This window comes from Cellulomonas sp. GTC20042 (assembly GCF_055389595.1).
Window position 1 is genome coordinate 3,284,073 of sequence record NZ_AP043678.1, and the last position, 17,890, is coordinate 3,301,962.

Sequence of the window (17,890 nt, forward strand, 5' to 3'; positions counted from 1 at the left end):
TCAGGCGCGGGCGAGAGCGGGAAGAACTCGGGCGCGCGAGCGCGGGGTCAGGCGCGGGCGCGGGGCGCGGACGCGACGCGGGTCCAGACGTCGGTCAACCGGGTGGCGGTCTCGGTGATCGCATACTCGCGCCGGACGTCCGTCCACGCGCGCTGGGCACGCTCGCGCGCCTCGTCGGGGTGGTCGAGCACGCGGGCGACGGCGGCGGCCAGCGCGGGAACGTCGCCCGGCGGCACGAGCAGGCAGCGGTGGGTGCCGTCCGCGGCCGCCGTGATCTCGTCCACGCCCCCGCCGGCGGTGGCGACCACGGGCACGCCCCGGGCCATGCCCTCGACGACGACCTGCCCGAACGGCTCGGGCACCGGCGAGGCGTGCACCAGCACGCTCAGCGCGTCGATCGCGGCGACCGGGTCGGCCTGGAAGCCGGTGAGCTCGACGCGGTCGGCCAGGCCGAGCCGGCACACCAGGTCGCGGATCTCGTCCTCGTAGCCCTGCTCGGCGAACAGCGCCGCGCCGACGATCCGGAACCGCGCGCGCGGGTAGCGGGTGGCCAGGCGGGCGCAGGCCTGGACGAACTCCCGCTGGCCCTTGGTGGGGCTGATCCGCCCGACCAGCCCGATCACCGGCGCCGCCGGGTCGACGGGACGCGCCCACGGGTCCGCGGCGATCTGCTCGGGGGCCAGGCCGGGGTGCGCGAGGGTCCAGCCGCGCGGCAGCGGGAGCAGGGTCTGCGCGGTGGCCCGGGAGTTGACCACGACGTGCTGCGGTCCGCGACGGGCCGCCAGCCGCAGCAGCCGGGCGACCGGTGCGGGCAGGTAGTCCTCGGCGATCCGGTCGTGCACGTGCCACACCAGCGGCCGCCGGGCCAGCCGCGCCGCCGGGATCGCGAGCACGTCGGCCTTGAGCGAGGTGCTGTGCACGACGTCCGGGTCGATCTCGCGCAGCAGGCGGGCCAGCCGGCCGACGAACGGCAGGGTGCTCGCGGCGGACCGCGCGGCCCCGACCACCGAGCGCCCGGCCTCATGCCGGTCGGTGGCGGCCACCCGGGCATCGAGCGGCAGCACCCGCACCTCGACGCCGGTCGCGCGCAGCCGGTCGACCAGCGGGCCGTCGGCGAACAGCACCACGACCACCCGCACCCGCGCCGGGTCCAGCGCCGCGCAGGTGCGCAGCAGCGCGAGCTCGGCCCCGCCCAGGGCGGCCGTGTGGTCGAGCACGGCCACCCGCACCGGGCGGTCCACAGGCGCAGCGCGGTCCACGGGCCCAGGCCTGTGGACCGGCACGGGCGGCACGGCGGCGGCGGGGCGGGCGGTGGTGGTCACCGCAGGTCGGCGGGCACCGTCGTGCGGGCGGAGCCGCTGGTGGTCTCGGGCTCGGCCGGTGCGTCACCGGCGCGAGGGCCGGGCACCGGCACCTCGGTGGTGACGACCTCGGCGTCGGGCGCGTCGTCGGCGGAGGCGACGGCGACACCCTCGGGCTCCTGCTCGGCGTCCGTGGCCTCGCCCTCGCTCGCGGCGGGGTCGGTGGCCGGCCCCTCGGCGGGGACGGCGTCCTCGGCCGGTCCGGCGGAGTCCTCGGCACCGGCAGCGACCGGCTCGGCGTCCGCAGCGCCGTCCACCGCCGCCTTCTCGGCCTCGGCCGTCGCGCCGTCCTCGGCCGCACCCGCCTGCTCGGCACCCGCGAAGGCGTAGGTCGCCTCGTAGGCCACCTGCCGGCGCTCGACCGCGCCGTCCAGCGAGAGGCCGAGCAGCCGCGCGTTGGCGGCCCGCAGCCGCTCGGCGGACTCCTCGACCGCACCCATCGGCGTGTGGCCGAGCGTGACCGCGAGCAGCACGCCGTCGGCGTAGGCGCCGAGGATCGTCGCGTCGGCGGCGACCAGCATCGGCGGGGCGTCGATGATCACCACGTCGGCGGTCCGGCGCAGCTGGTCGATCAGGCCGCGGACCTCGTCGCTCGCCAGGTAGTCGGCGGGGTCGAGCTCGGTGCGCAGCGCGGGGTGCACGGACAGGTGCGGGATCGCGGTGGGCACGGCGGCGGTGCGGGAGCGGCCGGTGGTGCGCGACCCCCGGCCCGGCGCCTGCGAGGCGGCCGGCAGCAGCGAGTTGAGGCGGGGCTGGCGCAGGTCGCCGGAGAGCACCACCACCGAGCGGCCGGACAGCGCCCAGGACGCCGCGAGGTTCGCCGCCACGAAGGACCGCGGGGTCTCCAGGTCGGCGGCGGTCACCACGATCACGGCGCTGCCGGAGTCGTTCTCCACCGCGGCCTGGAGCGCGGTGCGCAGCTCGCGGACCGAGCGGGTGTAGGCGGTCGCCTCGCGCCGGGCCACCGGCAGCTCGCCCTCGCCCTCGAAGGTGCGCAGGGCGACGGCGGTGCCGGACAGCCGCGCGAGCACCGGGGCACCGGCGCTGCGCCGGGCGGACCCGGCGGTGCGGACCTTGGTGTCGAGACCGCGGCGCAGCACGGCCAGCGCGATGCCGACCAGCAGACCGGCGAGCACGGCCACCGCGTAGATCAGCATCGGCGGGACGCTCACCAGCTCGGCGGAGACCGCGTTCTGCAGGATCGCCGCCGGGGTGGCGAGCACCTGCGCCTGCGCGAGCTGGCCGGCGAGGGTCTGGTACTGCTCGGTGCTGGCGGAGTACTGCGCCTCGAGCAGGCCGTCGACGGTGTCCACGGTGCCGTTGGGGTTGGCCGCGGCCTGCGCGACGCGGGAGGCGGTGATCGCCTGCTGCTGCTGGTCGATCGTGCTGGCCAGCGCGTCCAGCCGGGACTGCATGCCGGCCAGGTCGTCGTCGAACTGCTGCTGGAGGGCGGCGTCGTAGGCGTCGGCGAGCGCGTTCGCGGCGTCGACGGCGGCCTCGGGGTCGGTGCCGGTGGTGGTGATCGCGATCGTGCTCGGGCTGTCCGCCACGTACTCGCCGGTGGACGAGCCGGCCAGGGCGTTCGCCAGCGAGGGGTCGCCGAGCGCCTGGGCGGCGGCCTGGGTCACCGCGTCGCTGGTCACCAGGCTCGGGTCGCTCTCCAGGCGCACGCCGGCGCCCGCGAGGGTCTCCGCGTCGATGATCTGCACCGTCGCCTGGGCCGCGTACTGCGGCTCCTGCTGCGAGGCGTAGAGCCACGCGCCCGCGCCGGCCGCCACCAGCGACACCAGCACCAACCACCTGCCGAACCACACGGTCCGGAGCATGTCCTGCAGAGTCATCGGGATCGCCTTTCGGTCGTGACGGTCTCGGGCCGGGGCGTGCCTGCGGCGGCCTCGCGCTCCTCCTGCACGATCGCGTGCAGGCGGGCGACGAAGCGCGCCGCTCCGAAGTCGTCGGCGTGCGCGCGCAGGGTGGCGGGTTGCCACGTCCGGCTCAGCGCACTGTCGGCGGCCTGGGCCACCAGGTCGGGATCGGGGGCGTCGAAGAAGACGCCGGTGACGCCGTCACGGACGGTGTCGAGGTAGCCGCCGTCCCGCAGGACGACGGACGGACGACCGAAGGCCGCGGCCTCCAGCGGTGACAGGCCGTAGTCCTCGTAGGACGCGGCGACCAGGGCGGCGCAGTGCCGGTAGAGCCAGCGCAGCCGGGCGTCGTCCACCCGGCCGGCGAGGACGACGCGCGGCAGGTCGGCCACCCGCTGCTCCAGCGCGGCGCGCTCGGGGCCGTCGCCGACGACCACGAGCCGCACGCCAGGGCTGCGGCGGACCGCCTCGACCACGACGTCCACGTTCTTGTACGGCAGCAGCCGGGCCACGCAGAGCAGGAAGCCGGGCTCGACGCCGTCCAGCGGCGTCTCCTCGCCGCCGGGCAGCATGGCGGGCGGCGGCGGGAGGATCTCCGCCTCGATCCCGTAGGCCTCGCGGATCGCCCGCGCGGTGACCGTGGAGTTCGCCAGGTACCGGTGCGCGGTCGCGGCGGCGCGCCGGTCCCACACCCGCAGGGCGGGGGCGAGCAGGCCGAGGGCCAGCGCGGCGACCTGACGCTGCGCCCCGCCGGGGGCGTGGCCGGAGCCGCTGCCCCGCGCGGGGCCGAGGTAGCGGTCGCCCTGGTAGAGCCAGCGCGCGGGGGCGTGGCAGTAGACGATCTTGCGGCCGCGGGTCGGGAAGCCGTGCGCCCAGCCGGTCGAGGAGGCGAGCACCACGTCGGCGTCGATCCGCGTGCCGGAGACCGCCGGGGCGAGCAGCGGCAGGGCGAGGCGGTGGTGCCGGCGCAGCGGGCCGACCCGGTCCAGCACCGTGGTGCGGACGTCCAGGGCGGCGAACTCGGGGAAGGTCCCCTCCGGGTGGTAGAGCGTCGTGTAGAGCGGGGCGGCCGGGAACGCCTGCGCCATCATCAGGGCGACGCGCTCGGCGCCTCCCCGCTGCGTGGCGTAGTCGTGCGCCAGCGCGACCCCGTCAGCGCCCGCCATGCCCGCTCATGACCACGTGCACGGTGCGCCACAGGATCATCAGGTCGAAGGCGATCGACCAGTTCTCCACGTAGCGCAGGTCGAGCTTGACCGCCTCCTCCCACGCCAGGTCGGCACGGCCGCTGATCTGCCACAGACCGGTCAGCCCGGGCTTGACCAGCAGACGGCGGCGGGCGGACTCGCGGTACTGGGCCACCTCGTAGGGCAGCGGCGGGCGCGGGCCGACCAGGGCCATCTCGCCGCGCACCACGTTGATCAGCTGCGGCAGCTCGTCCAGCGAGTGCTTGCGCAGGAAGTGCCCGACCCGGGTGATCCGGGGGTCGCGGTCCAGCTTGAACAGCGGGCCGTCGGCCTGGTTGGCGGCGCGCAGGTCGGCCAGGCGGGCCTCGGCGTCCACGACCATGCTGCGGAACTTCAGCATGGAGAACTCCTGGCCCTCCTTGCCGACGCGGGTCTGCCGGAACAGCACCGGGCCGGGGCTGGTGATCTTCACCGCCAGCGCGATCACGGCCATCAGCGGGGCCAGCACGAGCAGCCCGCCGACGGCGGCGGAGGTGTCGAACACCCGCTTGGCGACGATCCGGGAGCGACGCGACTCGGCGGCGTTCACGTGGATCAGCGACAGCCCGGCGGTCGGCTCCAGCGTGACGCGCGGGCCGAAGACCTCGACGATCCCCGGGGCCACGACGAGCTCGGTGGAGGTGCGCTGGAGCGCCCAGGACAGCCGGCGCAGCGCCTGCCCGCTCAGCTCGGAGCCGGTGACGATCACCACGTCGAACTTGCCGTCGACGGCCACCTGCACCACGTCGGACACGGTGCCGAGCACCGGCAAGCCGAGCGGCGGCAGCGGACCGTCGTAGGAGGGCACGCACACCCCGGAGATCCCGTAGCCGTGCTGGGGCAGCCCGCGCAGGTCGTCCACCACGTGCGTGATCGAGGCGGCGTCGCCGACCACCAGCGTGCGGCGCAGCGACTCCCCGGCGGCCCGGCGCTTGTGGAGCGCGCGGCGGGCGACGTGCCGGGCGATGATCAGCACCAGCACCACCAGTGGCAGCGCGAGGAAGACGATGGTGCGCGGCACCTCGACGTCGGCGCCGACCGCGAGCAGGGCCAGCCCGGCCGCGGTGAGCACGCCGCCGCGGATCACCGCCTCGAACTCCAGGTGCCCGTCGCCGATCACCTGGCGGTCGTAGCCGCGCTCGACGGCGACCATCGCGATGAACAGCAGACCGATCATCAGGCCCCAGGACAGCTGGAGCAGCGAGACGCCGTGCATGAGGAACAGCAGCAGCGTCGGGATGCAGGTGGCGAGCACGGTGTCGCGGGCCAGCGTCTCGATCTGGTAGCTCGCGTGCTGGCTGCGCCAGCCGGAGGGGGTGGACTCCGTCAGCGGCTCGTGGAACGGCCGGTCGGAGGCCCAGGACAGGCGCTCCCCACGGGTCGAGCGACGGCGCTCGGAGGCGCTCTCGTGCTCGGTGGACGCGGGCGCGGCGGCCGCGACGACGCGCTCGGTGGAGCGCGACACGTCGTGATCGTCGAGCAGGCTCATGACGTCCCCCAGGAGGCCTCGGTGTCGGTGCGACTTGAGGCTATATCAGTGGGTTTGTCCTAGTCCGCCCGATCTGTCCGTTTTCACCCCTTTCACACCCATATGGGCGTATGCTCGCCCGTCGCCCGCTCCTGACCAGCCTCCTCGCCCCTCACCTGCACGGATGCACCGAGAGACCCCGGCTCAGGACGTGCGGGTGTGGAAGCGCAGCTGGGCGCGCTCCAGGCCCTCGGTCACCAGCAGCTCGACGGCGTCCGCCGCGGCGTCCAGCAGCCAGGGCAGGTCCTTGGCCTCCGGCTTGGCGAAGTCCTTCAGCACGAAGTCGGCCGGGTCCTGCCGGCCCGGCGGACGGCCCACGCCGACGCGCACCCGCAGGTAGTCCTTGGTGCCCAGCGCCTTGGAGGTGTCGCGCAGGCCGTTGTGCCCGCCCTCGCCGCCGCCGATCTTCAGCTTGATCTCGCCGAACGGGATGTCCATCTCGTCGTGCACCATGACCACCCGCTCGGCCGGCACGTCGTAGTACCGGGCCAGCGCGGCCACCGGGCCGCCCGAGGTGTTCATGAACGTCGTCGGCTTCGCGAGCACCGCGCGCGGGCCGGGGGCACCGCCGGGCAGCGTGCCGATCCGCACCTCGGCGGTCGCGGCCTGCGGGCGCCGGGACAGCACCCCGCCCTTCGCCGAGAACGTGGTGCCCGCCCGCCGTGCGAGCTCGTCGAGCACCATCTGCCCGACGTTGTGCCGGTTCCCGGCGTACTGCGGCCCCGGGTTCCCCAGGCCGACCACCAGCCAGCGCCCCTCGCTCATCGCGACGGCTCTCCTCTCCTCCCCCGCGACCGGGGGCCCACATGCCGGACGCCCGGCACCGTGGGCACGGTACCGGGCGTCCTGCGTCGTCATCGGCGCGGCACGCGCGCCGTCGGGATCACTCCGCGGCGGCGGCCTCGGCGGCCTCGTCGGCCGCCAGGTCCTCGGCGGAGACGGTCGGGACGGTCACGGTGACCACGACGATCTCGGCGTCGGTGACCAGGGTCGCGCCCTTCGGCAGGGTGACCTCGCCGGCGGTGATCGCGGTGCCGCCCTCGAGGCCCTCGATGGAGACCTCGACGTGCTCCGGCAGGTGCGTCGCCTCGGCCTCGAGGGACAGCGCCTGGGTCTCGACGATGTGGATGGTGCCGGGGGCGGACTCGCCGACGACGGTCACCGGGACCTCGACGGAGACCTTCTCGCCCTTCTTCACGATGAGCAGGTCGATGTGCTCGATGACGTTCTTCACGACGTCGCGCTGGACGTCCTTGACGATCGCGAGCTGCGGCTTGCCGTCGACCGAGATCTCGAACAGCGCGTTGGAGTGCTTCACCGCGAGCATGGTCTCGTGACCCGGCAGGGCGACGTGGACCGGCTCGGTGCCGTGCCCGTACAGGACGGCGGGGATCTGGTGCGCGCGGCGCAGACGGCGGGCGGCGCCCTTGCCGAACTCGGTGCGGGTGGTGGCGGCGAGCTTGATCTCAGACACGGGTACTCCCTGAAGACGTGGTGCGGGGCGATGGCGACGATGTGTGGTGGCCTCGACGCGGGGCGCTGGACGGGCACGCGGAGGCGTTCCACCCTGTCGATCACGGAGCGGAGGGCCTGTGCTGGCCGTCCGACGTCCCTCGCCGAGGCAACCCTCCGATCTTACCCGTGCCGGGCGCGTGGGCGAAACCAGCCCGGGAACGGCCGCAGAACGCCGACGAGGTCGGTGGTTCACGCCCGATCATCAGGCGCGGAACCACCGACCTCGTGCGGGACCACCGACCTCGTCCGGGTGTGCGGACGGGGTCCGGGGGTCAGGACTGGCCGTCGAAGAGAGACGTGACCGAGCCGTCGTCGAAGACCTCGCGGATGGCGCGGGCGATCAGCGGGGCGATCGACAGGACGGTCAGGCCGGGGAAGCGGTGCTCCTCCGGGATCGGCAGGGTGTCGGTGACGACGACCTCGCGCGCACCGCACTGCTGGAGGCGGTCCGCGGCCGGGTCGGACAGCACGCCGTGGGTCGCGGCGACGATGACGTCCTTCGCCCCGGCCTCCAGCAGCACCCGCACGGCGCCGGTGATCGTGCCGGCGGTGTCGATCAGGTCGTCGACCAGCACGGCGGTGCGGCCCTCGACGTCACCGACCACGCGGTTCGCCACGGTCTTGTTCGGGCGCGTGGTGTCGCGGGTCTTGTGCACGAAGGCCAGCGGGCCGCCACCGAGCTTGGCCGCCCACAGCTCGGCGACCCGGATGCGACCGGCGTCCGGGGACACGACGGTGACGTTCTGCACGTCCACCCGGGTCCGCACGTACTCGGTGAGGATCGGCATGGCCCACAGGTGGTCCACCGGACCGTCGAAGAAGCCCTGGATCTGCGCGGCGTGCAGGTCGACGCTCATCAGGCGGTCGGCGCCGGCGGTCCGGAACAGGTCGGCCATCAGACGGGCCGAGATCGGCTCGCGACCGCGGTGCTTCTTGTCCTGACGGGCGTAGCCGTAGAACGGGGCGATCACGGTGATCGTCTTGGCCGAGGCGCGCTTGAGGGCGTCCACCATCAGCAGGTGCTCCATGACCCACTGGTTGATCGACGCGGCGTGGCTCTGGAGCACGAAGACGTCCGCGCCACGCACCGACTCGGCGAACCGCACGTAGATCTCGCCGTTGGCGAAGTCGTAGGCCGTGGTCGGCAGCAGGTCGATGTCGAGGCTCTTGGCCACGGCGGCGGCCAGCTCGGGGTGCGCGCGTCCGGAGACGAGGACGAGTCGCTTCTCGCCGTCCTGCGAGACGATCCCGGTCATCGTGCGGTGTCCTCCGTGCTGGTTCGGTCGTCATGCAGCCGGACCGGGTGGTCCGGCAGGGTCGGGGGCGGCGTCGAGTAGACACCGCTGTCCGCGCCGGCGCGCTCGCGCTCGGCACGGGCCTGCGGGGAGAGGTCGGCGTGGTCGCCCTGCGCGCGGGCGGCGGCCTCGGCGGCGGGGGTGCCCGCACGCGAGCGCTGCACCCAGCCCTCGATGTTCCGCTGCGCACCGGCGCTGACCGCCAGCGCGCCGGAGGGCACGTCGTGGCGGATCACGCTGCCGGCACCGGTGTAGGCGCCGTCGCCGACCGTCACCGGGGCGACGAACATGTTGTCCGAGCCGGTGCGGGCGTAGGAGCCGATGGTCGTGCGGTGCTTGTGCACGCCGTCGTAGTTGACGAAGACGCTGGCCGCGCCGATGTTCGTCTCGACGCCGATGGTGGCGTCGCCGACGTAGGACAGGTGCGGCACCTTGGAGCCCGCGCCGATCTCGGCGTTCTTCGTCTCGACGAAGGTGCCGATCTTGCCGCGCTCGCCGAGCACGGTGCCGGGGCGCAGGTAGGCGAACGGGCCGACGGTGGCGCCCGCGCCGATCACCGCGAGCGACCCGTGGGTCCGCACGACCGTGGCGCCCTCGTGGATCTCCACGTCGGTCAGCGTGGTGTCCGGGCCGATCGTGGCGCCGGTGGCGACGCTGGTGGCGCCGTGCAGCTGCGTGCCGGGCAGCAGCGTCACGTCCTGCGCGAGCTCGACGTCGACGTCCACCCAGGTGGTCGCCGGGTCGACGATCGTCACGCCCGCGCGCATCCAGCCGTCGAGCACCCGCCGGTTGAGCTCGGCGCGCAGCACCGCGAGCTGGGCCCGGTCGTTCACGCCCTCGACCAGCACCGGGTCGTCGGTGCGCAGCGCGCGCACCCGGCCGCCGTCGCCGCGGGCGATGGCCAGCACGTCGGTCAGGTAGACCTCGCCCTGCGCATTGTCCCGGCCGAGCCGGCCGAAGGCCCCGCGCAGCACGGCGGCGTCGAAGACGTAGACGGAGGAGTTGATCTCGCGCACGGCCCGCTGGGCGGCGTCGGCGTCCTTCTCCTCCACGATGCCGGTGACGTCGCCGGCGTCCGGCCCCTCGGTGACGCGCAGCACCCGGCCGTAGCCGGTGGGGTCGTCGACCTCGGTGGTGAGCACGGTGACCGCGTTGCCGTCCGCGACGTGCGCGTCGAGCAGCTCGGCCAGGGTCTCGCCGTCCAGCAGCGGGATGTCGCCGGCCAGCACGACCACCGGTCCCTCGACCAGCACGCCGGAGGCGGAGCCGGGGACGCCGGGGCCGTCACCGGCGGAGGCGGCGTCGGCCTGCGCGGCGGCGTCCAGCACGGACAGCGCGCACTGCACGGCGCGGCCGGTGCCCGGGACGTCGTCCTGGTCCGCGACCAGCACCGGCGGGTGGACCTCGCGGGCGTGGGCGGCGACCTTGTCGCGCTCGTGCCGGACGACCACCGCGGTGCGGCGGGGCTCGAGCGCCTGGGCGGCGGCGAGCGCGTGCCCGAGCATGGTGCGGCCTGCGAGGGTGTGCAGGACCTTGGGTGTGGCCGATCGCATCCGCGTGCCCTCACCAGCGGCGAGGACGATGACCGCGGCTGGGCGGGGTGGGCGAGGGGTGCTCACCTGTGGGTGCTCCCGTCGATGGTCTGCCCGGGACACGGGGGTGCTCGGGCGGGGACGTCGTGCGCACACGCACTCTACCGCCGCGGGAGGGCCCGGCCGTCCGGGTCGCTGGTCGGAGGTGGTGCTCTCGCGGGCTCCGGACGCCGGGTGGACCATGGCGGCATGGCCGATGACGTGATCGTCCCGATCGTCCGGCAGACCGTGCTGGACACCACCGACGCCCGGGCGCTGGCGGAGTTCTACCGCGAGCTCCTGGGCCTGCGGTACCGCGCCGGCGACGAGCCGCCGCCGCCCGGCGAGCCCGACCCGGCAGGGCAGGACTGGCTGGTGCTGGTGGGCACCCCGGGGTCGGGCGCGCACTCGCTGGCGTTCCAGCAGGTGGGCGCGCTCGCCCGCAGCACGTGGCCGGAGCCGGCCGTGCCGCAGCAGCTGCACCTGGACATGACCGTGCCGGACGCCGACGCGCTGGATCAGGTGCACGCGCGGGCGCTCGACCTGGGCGCCCGGGTGCTGCACGACCGCTCCGACGACCCGCAGGAGCCGCTGCGGGTGTACGCCGACCCGGACGGGCACCCGTTCTGCGTCTTCGTGGGGTGAAACCGGGCGAGATGCGCCGCGGGGCGCCCTGCGGATCGCGCAGGACGCCCCGGGACGTGCGGGCCGTCGCCCGCTGCGGACAGCAGCCCGCTGCCCGCTCAGAGCAGCGAGCGGTACAGCGCCTCGATCTCGGCGACGTCGGCCACGCGCGGGTTGCCGCCGGCGCAGACGTCCTCGGACGCCGCCTTGGCCAGCGCCGCGACATCCGCCTCGGTGGCGCCGACCGCGGTGATCGACGTGGGGTTGCCGAGGTCGCGGGTGAGCGCGGCCACGGCCTCGACGGCGGCCGCACGGGCCTCCTCGATCGGCATGGTCGCCGCGCCCTCGACACCGAAGGCGGCCGCGACGTCGCGCAGCTTCTCCCCCGTGCTGGCGGCGTTGAACGCCATCACCGGTGCGAGCAGGATGCCGTTCGCGACGCCGTGCGGGGCGGAGTAGAACGCGCCGAGCGGGTGGGCCATCGCGTGCACCAGGCCGAGGCCGACGTTCGAGTAGCCCATGCCGGCGACGTACTGCGCGAGGGCCATCCGCTCCATCGCGTCGGCGTCCCCGTCGGCGGCGGCGCGCAGCGAGGTCGCGATCGTCTGGATCGCCTTGAGGTGGAAGAGGTCGGACAGCTCCCACGCACCGGCGGTGGTGTAGCCCTCGATCGCGTGGGTCAGCGCGTCCAGGCCGGTGGCGACCTTGAGCGCGCGCGGCGCCGTCGCCATCATCTCCGGGTCGACGACGGCCATCACCGGGATGTCGTGCGGGTCGACGCAGACGAACTTGCGCTGCCGCTCGGTGTCGGTGATGACGTAGTTGATCGTCGTCTCCGAGGCGGTGCCCGCGGTGGTGGGGACCGCGATGATCGGCACGGAGGGCTTGGTGGTCGGGGCGACGCCCTCCAGGGAGCGCACGTCCTCGAACTCGGGGTTGGCGACGATGATGCCGATCGCCTTGCAGGTGTCCTGCGGGGAGCCGCCGCCGACCGCGATCAGCACGTCGGCGCCGGACGCCCGGAACGCGGCGACGCCGCGCTGCACGTTCTCGATCGGCGGGTTCGGCAGCACGTCGCTGTAGACCTCGAAGGGCACCCCTGCGCCGTCCAGCAGGGCGGTGACCTTGCCGGTCACACCGGTCTCCACCAGCACGCCGTCCGAGACGACGAACGCCTTGGTGAAGCCCCGTCGGGCCAGCTCGTCCGGGATCACCTCGATGCATCCGGCCCCGAAGTACGCGGTCTGGTTCCAGATCATCCGCTGCGCCACTGTTCCTCCTCGATCGGTGGGTCGATCTCTCGATCGAACCGCCTGACCGGGCGGATCGCGCGGGTCGAACGTCCCGATTATCGGCACATCGTCCCGATATTCGGGTCAGGATCCCGCTCCCCGGATGCCGGTGCACCCGGGGAGCGGGGCAGCCTCAGGCCCAGGGGGACGAGATGCCGAACTCGCTCGCGACGGAGGTGATCTCGGCGCGGGTCAGGCCCTCGGCCTGCCGACCGGCGGCCAGGTCCATGTACTCGTACTTCGCGCCGGTCTCCGCGTACTCCACGCGGTCGACCGCACGCAGCACGGACAGGTCGGAGCGCGACATCGTTCCGTGCTTGGACCAGAGGGTGATCTCGGCCTCGCGCAGCCCGGCGACGTTGGCCGCCTGCATCCCGTCGGAGCCCGGGATCATGAAGTCGAGCACCTCGATCCCCTGGGACAGCGACACGATCGACTCCGGCTCCCAGCGCAGGATCGCCGCGTTCATGGCCTTCGTGTCCCGGTAGGCCGGGATGTGCGACAGGTAGGTGAGGTGCGGCGGCTGCGCGTGCACGACGGCCTGGAAGTCGATCCCCCGGCGCGCGACCTGGTCCTGGTGCACGGCGAGGTGCGAGTTGAACTCGGAGGTCAGCCGCGCGAAGCGCCGACGGGGCGAGGTGTGCAGGGTGGCGGTCAGCCCGCCCTCGTGCACCCGGACGACACCCACGGCGGCCTCCGGGTCGGCGGCGATCTGGCGCAGCCGGCGGCCGGAACCGGTGGCGAGCACCACGTGACCGGCCAGGGCCGGGGCGGGCAGCGGCAGGGTGATCTCCTCGGCGACCGGGAAGCGCGCAGCGATCGTGGCGTCGTCGACCTCCCAGCCGAGGTAGACCGAGATGTTGCCGGCACCGGCCTCGGCGGCGTCGATCTCGCAGATCCGTGCGCCGGCCTCGCCCATGTCGGCGAGCAGGTCGTCCAGGGTGGGACGGGTGGGTGCAGTCATCGTGCTCATCCTTCTCATCGGGGCGCGGGCACGAGGTCCCGCAGACGGTCTTCGGCCTGCTGCCAGGCGCTCTCGGGTCCGGTGGGGTCCCAGCGGACCAGCTCGGTGGATCGGCGCACGACCTCCCGGACCGCGGGCAGGCCGCCGTCCAGCACGCCGGTGGCGAGCGCCTGGGTCAGGAGGTTGCCGATCGCGGTGCCCTCGGCCGGTCCGGCGATCACCGGCAGCCCGGTCGCGTCCGCGGTGAGCCGGCACAGCAGCGCGTTGCGCGAGCCGCCGCCGACCACGTGCACCACCTCGACCGGCCGGCCGGACAGCGCGGCGGCCTGCCGCACCGCCCGGCGGTAGGCCAGCGCCAGGGAGTCGAGCAGGCAGCGCAGCAGCGCGGCCTCGTCCTCGGGCACCGGCTGACCGGTGCGCGCGGCCATCTCCCGGACGCGGGCAGGCATGTCCCCGGGCGGGGCGAGCACGGGGTCGTCCACGTCGACCACGGTGCGCAGCCCGGGGACCTGCGCGGCCGCGGCCAGCAGCCTCACGAGGTCCTGCGGCTTCCCCTGCTCCGCCCAGGTCCGCATCGACTCCTGCACCAGCCAGAGCCCGGCGACGTTCTTCAGGTACCGGACGGTGCCCGCGACGCCGAGCTCGTTGGTGAAGTTCGCCGCCCGGCTCTCCTCGGTCAGCACCGGGGCGTCGGTCTCGACGCCGACCAGCGACCAGGTGCCCGAGGAGATGTACGCGGCGGGGGCGTCCCCCATCGGGACGGCCACCACCGCCGAGGCGGTGTCGTGCGAGCCGACCGCCACCAGGTGCGCCCCGGCGACCCCGAGCCCCGCGTGCGCCCGCAGCACCGGCCCGAGCACCGTGCCGGGCTCGACCAGCGGGGCCAGCAGGTGCCGCACGTCCGCACCCGCGCGAGCGAGGGCGTCCAGCACGGGCGCGCTCCAGGTGCGGGTGCGCGGATCGATCATGCCGGTGGTCGAGGCGTTGCTGACCTCGGTGACCTCGGCGCCGGCGATCCAGTGGCCGAGCAGGTCCGGCACCAGCAGCATCCGCGCGGCGGGGCCCAGGGTGCCGGCACGGGCCGCGGCGAGCAGCTGGTAGACGGTGTTGAACGGCTGCACCTGCGCCCCGGTGCTCGCGTACTGGTCCTCCGGCGCGAGCACGGCGGCCAGCGCGGGCACCATGCCGGCGGTCCGCCCGTCCCGGTAGTGCACCGGCTCACCGAGCAGCGCGCCGCCCGCGTCGAGCAGCCCGTGGTCCACGCCCCAGGTGTCGACGCCGATCGAGGCGACCGGCCCGTGGTCCCGCGCGGCGGCGCGCAGCCCCTCCTGCACGCCCGCCCACAGCGCGAGCAGGTCCCAGTGCAGCCGGGGCACCCCGCGCACCGGCACGGTCACCGGCCCGTTGGCGAAGCGTGCGGTCTCGTGGACGTGCAGCCGCCCGTCGGTGATCCGGCCCGCGATCACCCGGCCGCTGGAGGCCCCGAGGTCGACGGCGGCCATCGTGGGTGTGACGGCCATGAGGTCAGGCGCCCCATCCGGCCTGCTGCCCGCCGACCCGCTCCGCGGCGATCCGTCCCGCGTACCCGGAGGCGGCGTAGGCGGCGATCGGGTCGCGCGGCAGCCCGCGCTCCTCGCGCCAGTCGGCCAGCATCGGGCGCACGTCGGTGTAGAACGCGTCCATGTAGATCGCGTTCGCCGCCAGCACGTCGCCGGAGTCCTGCGCGGCGCGCAGCGCGCTCTGGTCGATCAGCAGCGCCCGCGCGGTCATCTCCTGGACGTTGAGCACCGAGCGGATCTGCCCGGGGATCTTCTCCTCGATGTTGTGGCACTGGTCGAGCATGAACGCCACCGGCGAGCCCGCCTCCAGGCCGCCGCCGCGCACGACCTCCGCGATGATCCGGAACAGCTGGAACGGGTCGGCGGCCCCGACGATCAGGTCGTCGTCGGCGTAGAACCGCGAGTTGAAGTCGAAGGACCCCAGCCGCCCCAGCCGCAGCAGCTGCGCGACGATGAACTCGATGTTGGTCGACGGCGCGTGGTGGCCGGTGTCCAGGCAGACCATCGCCCGCTCCCCCAGCGCGGTGACGTGCGCGTAGGAGGTGCCCCAGTCCGGCACGTCCATCGTGTAGAAGTACGGCTCGAAGATCTTGTACTCCAGCACCAGCCGCTGCTGCGGGCCCAGGCGGTCGTAGATCGCGCGCAGCGACTCGGCGAGGCGGTCCTGCCGGCCCCGGATGTCGCCCTGACCGGGGTAGTTGGTGCCGTCCGGCAGCCAGATCTTCAGGTCCTGCGAGCCGGTGGCGTCCATGACGTCGATGCAGGCGTAGTGGTGGTCGATCGCCTTCTGGCGGATGGCCGGGTCCACGTGCGTCAGCGAGCCCAGCTTGTAGTCGTCGTCCTGGAAGGTGTTGGAGTTCACCGTGCCCAGCCGCACGCCGAGGACGCGGGCGTCGGTGGCCAGCGCGGCGTAGTCGTCCACCAGGTCCCACGGGATGTGCAGCGCCACGCTCGGGGCCAGCCCGGTCAGCGCGTGCACCTGCGCCGCGTCGGCCAGCTTCTCCTGGATCGTGCGCGGGGTGCCGGGGGTGCTGAACACCTTGAACCGGGTGCCGGCGTTGCCGAACGCCCAGGACGGGAGCTCGATCGCCTGGCGCTCCAGGACGGCGGCGACGGCGGGGGTGAACGACATGGTGTCTCCTTCGACGTGGTGAATGAATCGTTTCATATTGCGTCGCCGGGTGGCAAGTCCCGCACCCGCGCCGTCGGGGTGCCAGGATCGGGCGGTGCCCAGATCCACCCGCCGCGCCTCGGTGCTCGACGTCGCCCGCCACGCCGGGGTCTCGGTCGGCACCGTGTCGAACGTGCTGAACTACCCGGACAAGGTCGCCGACGCCACCCGCGAGCGCGTGCACGCCGCGATGCAGGAGCTCGACTTCGTGCGCAACGGCGCCGCCCGTCAGCTGCGCGCCGGCGAGACCACCACCGTCGGCACGCTGCTGCTCGACATCCGCAACCCGTTCTTCACCGACCTGGCGCGCGGCATGGAGGACCGGCTGGCCGAGGCCGACCACATGCTGATGCTGGCCGACTCCGACGGGGACGCCGAGCGCGAGGCCAAGTACCTGCGGCTGTTCGAGGAGCACGGCGTCGCCGGGGTGCTCGCCGTCCCCTCCGCCGCCGACCTGACCCCCTACCTGGAGATGCAGCGGCGCGGCGTGCGGGTGGTGCTGGTCGACGCGCCCTCCCCCTCCGCCGAGCTGTCCTCGGTGGCGGTGGACGACGCCGCGGGCGGGGCGCTCGCCGCCGGGCACCTGCTGGAGCGCGGGCACCGGCGGATCACCTTCCTCAACGGCCCGGCCTCCGTCCGGCAGGCCGCGGCCCGACGCGCCGGTGCGGACCGGGCGGTGCGGGACGCCGGCCTGGACCCCGCCGAGGTGATCGACGAGGTCACGCTCGCCACGCTGGACGCCGCCGGCGGGGACGCCGCGCTGGTCGCCACCGCGGAACGGCGGGACCGGGCGCCCGAGGCGATCATGTGCGTGAACGACCTGGTGGCGATCGGCGTGCAGCGCGCGCTGCGCCGGCTCGGCGGCACCGACCTGCTCACCGCCGTGGACGTGGTCGGCTACGACGACATCGAGATCGCCGGGGAGCTCGCGCTGCCGCTGACCTCCGTGCGCCAGCCGTCCTACGCGATGGGCCGGCGCGGCGCCGAGATCCTGCTGGCCGCCGACGCCCCGGTCGAGCACGTGGTGCTCCAGCCGGAGCTGGTGGTGCGGGCCTCCACCCAGGGCTGAGCCCGGCGGGTCCGCGCCGAGGGTGGGCGGCGACGGCGGACTAGGCTGCTGACCATGCCGAACGCCGCCGTCGGGACCTCGCTCGCCCAGACGACGCTCGCCTACCTGCAGGGCAAGATCGCCTCCGGCGAGTGGCCGGTGAACTCCCGCATCCCCACCGAGCCGGAGCTCATGGAGCTGATCGGCGTCGGCCGCACCACCGTCCGCGAGGCGGTCCGCTCGCTGGCCAACCTCGGCATGCTGGAGACCCTGGTCTCCCGCGGCACCTTCGTGCGCTCCCGGATGCCGGTCTCCTCGGTGCTCGCCGACTTCATCGCGCACCACGCGCTCGCCGACCTGCTCGGCACCCGCCGCGCGCTGGAGGTCGAGGGCGCCCGCCTCGCCGCCCTGCACGCCACCCCGGCGCTGCGCGACGCCCTGGTCGCCGCGCACGGCGCCGACCTGCCGGGGCGCGCGGCGTGCACGGGTTCCGGTTCTGGTCCCGGTTCCGAGCGGGGGCGGACGCCGGGGCAGTTCCACTCCGTGCTGCTGGAGGCCTCCGGCAACACCCTGCTCGCCGAGCTCTACGCCGGGGTCCTGGTCGGCGTGCGCGCCGCCACCGACCGCGGTGACCTGGTTCACGGCGCCACCGCCGAGGAGCGGCGGGCCGACCACGGCGCGGTGCTGGACGCGGTGCTGCGCGGGGACGCCGACGGGGCGGCGGCGGCGATGGCCACGCACGCCGACCGCGACCTGGTGCCGGCCGTGCGGACCAAGGCCTGAGCGCCGCCCACGCGCTACCTGCGGCCCGCGGCCCGCGGCCTGCGCCCGCGCTCGCGCCCACCATTCTCGCCGAGTTGTCAGAACTTGT

Annotated in this window: 15 protein-coding genes; 3 read left to right on the top strand and 12 right to left on the bottom strand. The window is 74.5% G+C overall.

Annotated features, from left to right (window positions below; genetic code table 11):
• Positions 1-47: 47 nt before the first annotated feature.
• The 8 genes from ACZ5HG_RS15180 to glmU form a co-directional block, all read right to left on the bottom strand.
• Positions 48-1,241 (bottom strand): glycosyltransferase, encoded by a 1,194-nt coding sequence (locus tag ACZ5HG_RS15180; RefSeq protein WP_464177776.1) that lies wholly within the window; start codon positions 1,239-1,241, stop codon positions 48-50.
• Positions 1,242-1,318: 77 nt separating this feature from the next.
• Positions 1,319-3,202: a Wzz/FepE/Etk N-terminal domain-containing protein gene (locus ACZ5HG_RS15185; RefSeq protein WP_464177778.1), complete on the bottom strand. Its 1,884-nt coding sequence runs from the start codon at positions 3,200-3,202 to the stop codon at positions 1,319-1,321.
• Positions 3,199-4,392 carry a glycosyltransferase gene (locus ACZ5HG_RS15190; RefSeq protein WP_464177780.1) on the bottom strand — a complete coding sequence of 398 codons (1,194 nt, stop codon included), beginning with the start codon at positions 4,390-4,392 and terminating at the stop codon, positions 3,199-3,201. The genes ACZ5HG_RS15185 and ACZ5HG_RS15190 overlap by 4 nt, the downstream gene beginning before the upstream one ends.
• On the bottom strand, positions 4,379-5,941 hold the full coding sequence (locus ACZ5HG_RS15195; protein WP_464177782.1) for a sugar transferase: 1,563 nt from the start codon (positions 5,939-5,941) through the stop codon (positions 4,379-4,381). The genes ACZ5HG_RS15190 and ACZ5HG_RS15195 overlap by 14 nt, the downstream gene beginning before the upstream one ends.
• A 183-nt stretch (positions 5,942-6,124) precedes the next feature.
• A complete protein-coding gene (gene pth / locus ACZ5HG_RS15200) occupies positions 6,125-6,745 on the bottom strand; it encodes an aminoacyl-tRNA hydrolase (protein WP_464177784.1) in 621 nt (206 codons plus the stop codon).
• Positions 6,746-6,863: 118 nt separating this feature from the next.
• Positions 6,864-7,454 carry a 50S ribosomal protein L25/general stress protein Ctc gene (locus ACZ5HG_RS15205; protein WP_464177786.1) on the bottom strand — a complete coding sequence of 197 codons (591 nt, stop codon included), beginning with the start codon at positions 7,452-7,454 and terminating at the stop codon, positions 6,864-6,866.
• Between the two features lie 313 nt (positions 7,455-7,767).
• Positions 7,768-8,751, bottom strand: coding sequence for a ribose-phosphate diphosphokinase (locus tag ACZ5HG_RS15210; protein WP_464177788.1), 984 nt, complete (start codon positions 8,749-8,751; stop codon positions 7,768-7,770).
• Positions 8,748-10,409 (bottom strand): bifunctional UDP-N-acetylglucosamine diphosphorylase/glucosamine-1-phosphate N-acetyltransferase GlmU, encoded by a 1,662-nt coding sequence (glmU, locus tag ACZ5HG_RS15215; protein WP_464177790.1) that lies wholly within the window; start codon positions 10,407-10,409, stop codon positions 8,748-8,750. Before glmU ends, ACZ5HG_RS15210 begins: the two co-directional genes overlap by 4 nt.
• 162 nt (positions 10,410-10,571) lie before the next feature.
• On the opposite strand from glmU, the gene ACZ5HG_RS15220 reads away from it, so the two are divergent.
• Positions 10,572-11,006 (top strand): VOC family protein, encoded by a 435-nt coding sequence (locus ACZ5HG_RS15220; protein WP_464177792.1) that lies wholly within the window; start codon positions 10,572-10,574, stop codon positions 11,004-11,006.
• Positions 11,007-11,104: 98 nt separating this feature from the next.
• Here the strand turns inward: ACZ5HG_RS15220 and fucO are convergent, their stop codons facing one another.
• From fucO to rhaI, 4 genes are all read right to left on the bottom strand, one after another.
• Positions 11,105-12,256, bottom strand: a complete 1,152-nt coding sequence (gene fucO / locus ACZ5HG_RS15225; protein ID WP_464177794.1) for a lactaldehyde reductase — start codon at positions 12,254-12,256, stop codon at positions 11,105-11,107.
• 154 nt (positions 12,257-12,410) lie between these two features.
• On the bottom strand, positions 12,411-13,241 hold the full coding sequence (locus ACZ5HG_RS15230) for a class II aldolase/adducin family protein (protein WP_464177797.1): 831 nt from the start codon (positions 13,239-13,241) through the stop codon (positions 12,411-12,413).
• Between the two features lie 14 nt (positions 13,242-13,255).
• Positions 13,256-14,761 carry a rhamnulokinase gene (locus ACZ5HG_RS15235; RefSeq protein ID WP_464177799.1) on the bottom strand — a complete coding sequence of 502 codons (1,506 nt, stop codon included), beginning with the start codon at positions 14,759-14,761 and terminating at the stop codon, positions 13,256-13,258.
• A 4-nt stretch (positions 14,762-14,765) separates the two neighbouring features.
• Positions 14,766-15,932 carry an L-rhamnose isomerase gene (rhaI, locus tag ACZ5HG_RS15240; protein WP_464177802.1) on the bottom strand — a complete coding sequence of 389 codons (1,167 nt, stop codon included), beginning with the start codon at positions 15,930-15,932 and terminating at the stop codon, positions 14,766-14,768.
• 94 nt (positions 15,933-16,026) lie between these two features.
• Between rhaI and ACZ5HG_RS15245 the strand changes: the two genes are divergently transcribed.
• The gene (locus tag ACZ5HG_RS15245; protein WP_464177804.1) at positions 16,027-17,040 is read left to right on the top strand and encodes a LacI family DNA-binding transcriptional regulator; all 1,014 of its coding nucleotides are present in this window, start codon (positions 16,027-16,029) and stop codon (positions 17,038-17,040) included.
• A gap of 54 nt (positions 17,041-17,094) precedes the next feature.
• A complete protein-coding gene (locus ACZ5HG_RS15250) occupies positions 17,095-17,802 on the top strand; it encodes a FadR/GntR family transcriptional regulator (protein WP_464177806.1) in 708 nt (235 codons plus the stop codon).
• Positions 17,803-17,890: the final 88 nt, after the last annotated feature.

What these genes read in the sequence shown, in the direction of transcription:
- ACZ5HG_RS15190 (WP_464177780.1), bottom strand. Translation starts at nt 4,392, where the DNA reads ATGGCGGGCGCTGACGGGGTCGCGCTGGCGCACGACTACGCCACGCAG.
- ACZ5HG_RS15210 (WP_464177788.1), bottom strand. Translation starts at nt 8,751, where the DNA reads ATGACCGGGATCGTCTCGCAGGACGGCGAGAAGCGACTCGTCCTCGTC.
- ACZ5HG_RS15230 (WP_464177797.1), bottom strand. Translation starts at nt 13,241, where the DNA reads ATGACTGCACCCACCCGTCCCACCCTGGACGACCTGCTCGCCGACATG.
- pth (WP_464177784.1), bottom strand. Translation starts at nt 6,745, where the DNA reads ATGAGCGAGGGGCGCTGGCTGGTGGTCGGCCTGGGGAACCCGGGGCCG.
- ACZ5HG_RS15220 (WP_464177792.1), top strand. Translation starts at nt 10,572, where the DNA reads ATGGCCGATGACGTGATCGTCCCGATCGTCCGGCAGACCGTGCTGGAC.
- rhaI (WP_464177802.1), bottom strand. Translation starts at nt 15,932, where the DNA reads ATGTCGTTCACCCCCGCCGTCGCCGCCGTCCTGGAGCGCCAGGCGATC.
- ACZ5HG_RS15250 (WP_464177806.1), top strand. Translation starts at nt 17,095, where the DNA reads ATGCCGAACGCCGCCGTCGGGACCTCGCTCGCCCAGACGACGCTCGCC.
- ACZ5HG_RS15185 (WP_464177778.1), bottom strand. Translation starts at nt 3,202, where the DNA reads ATGACTCTGCAGGACATGCTCCGGACCGTGTGGTTCGGCAGGTGGTTG.
- ACZ5HG_RS15195 (WP_464177782.1), bottom strand. Translation starts at nt 5,941, where the DNA reads ATGAGCCTGCTCGACGATCACGACGTGTCGCGCTCCACCGAGCGCGTC.
- ACZ5HG_RS15235 (WP_464177799.1), bottom strand. Translation starts at nt 14,761, where the DNA reads ATGGCCGTCACACCCACGATGGCCGCCGTCGACCTCGGGGCCTCCAGC.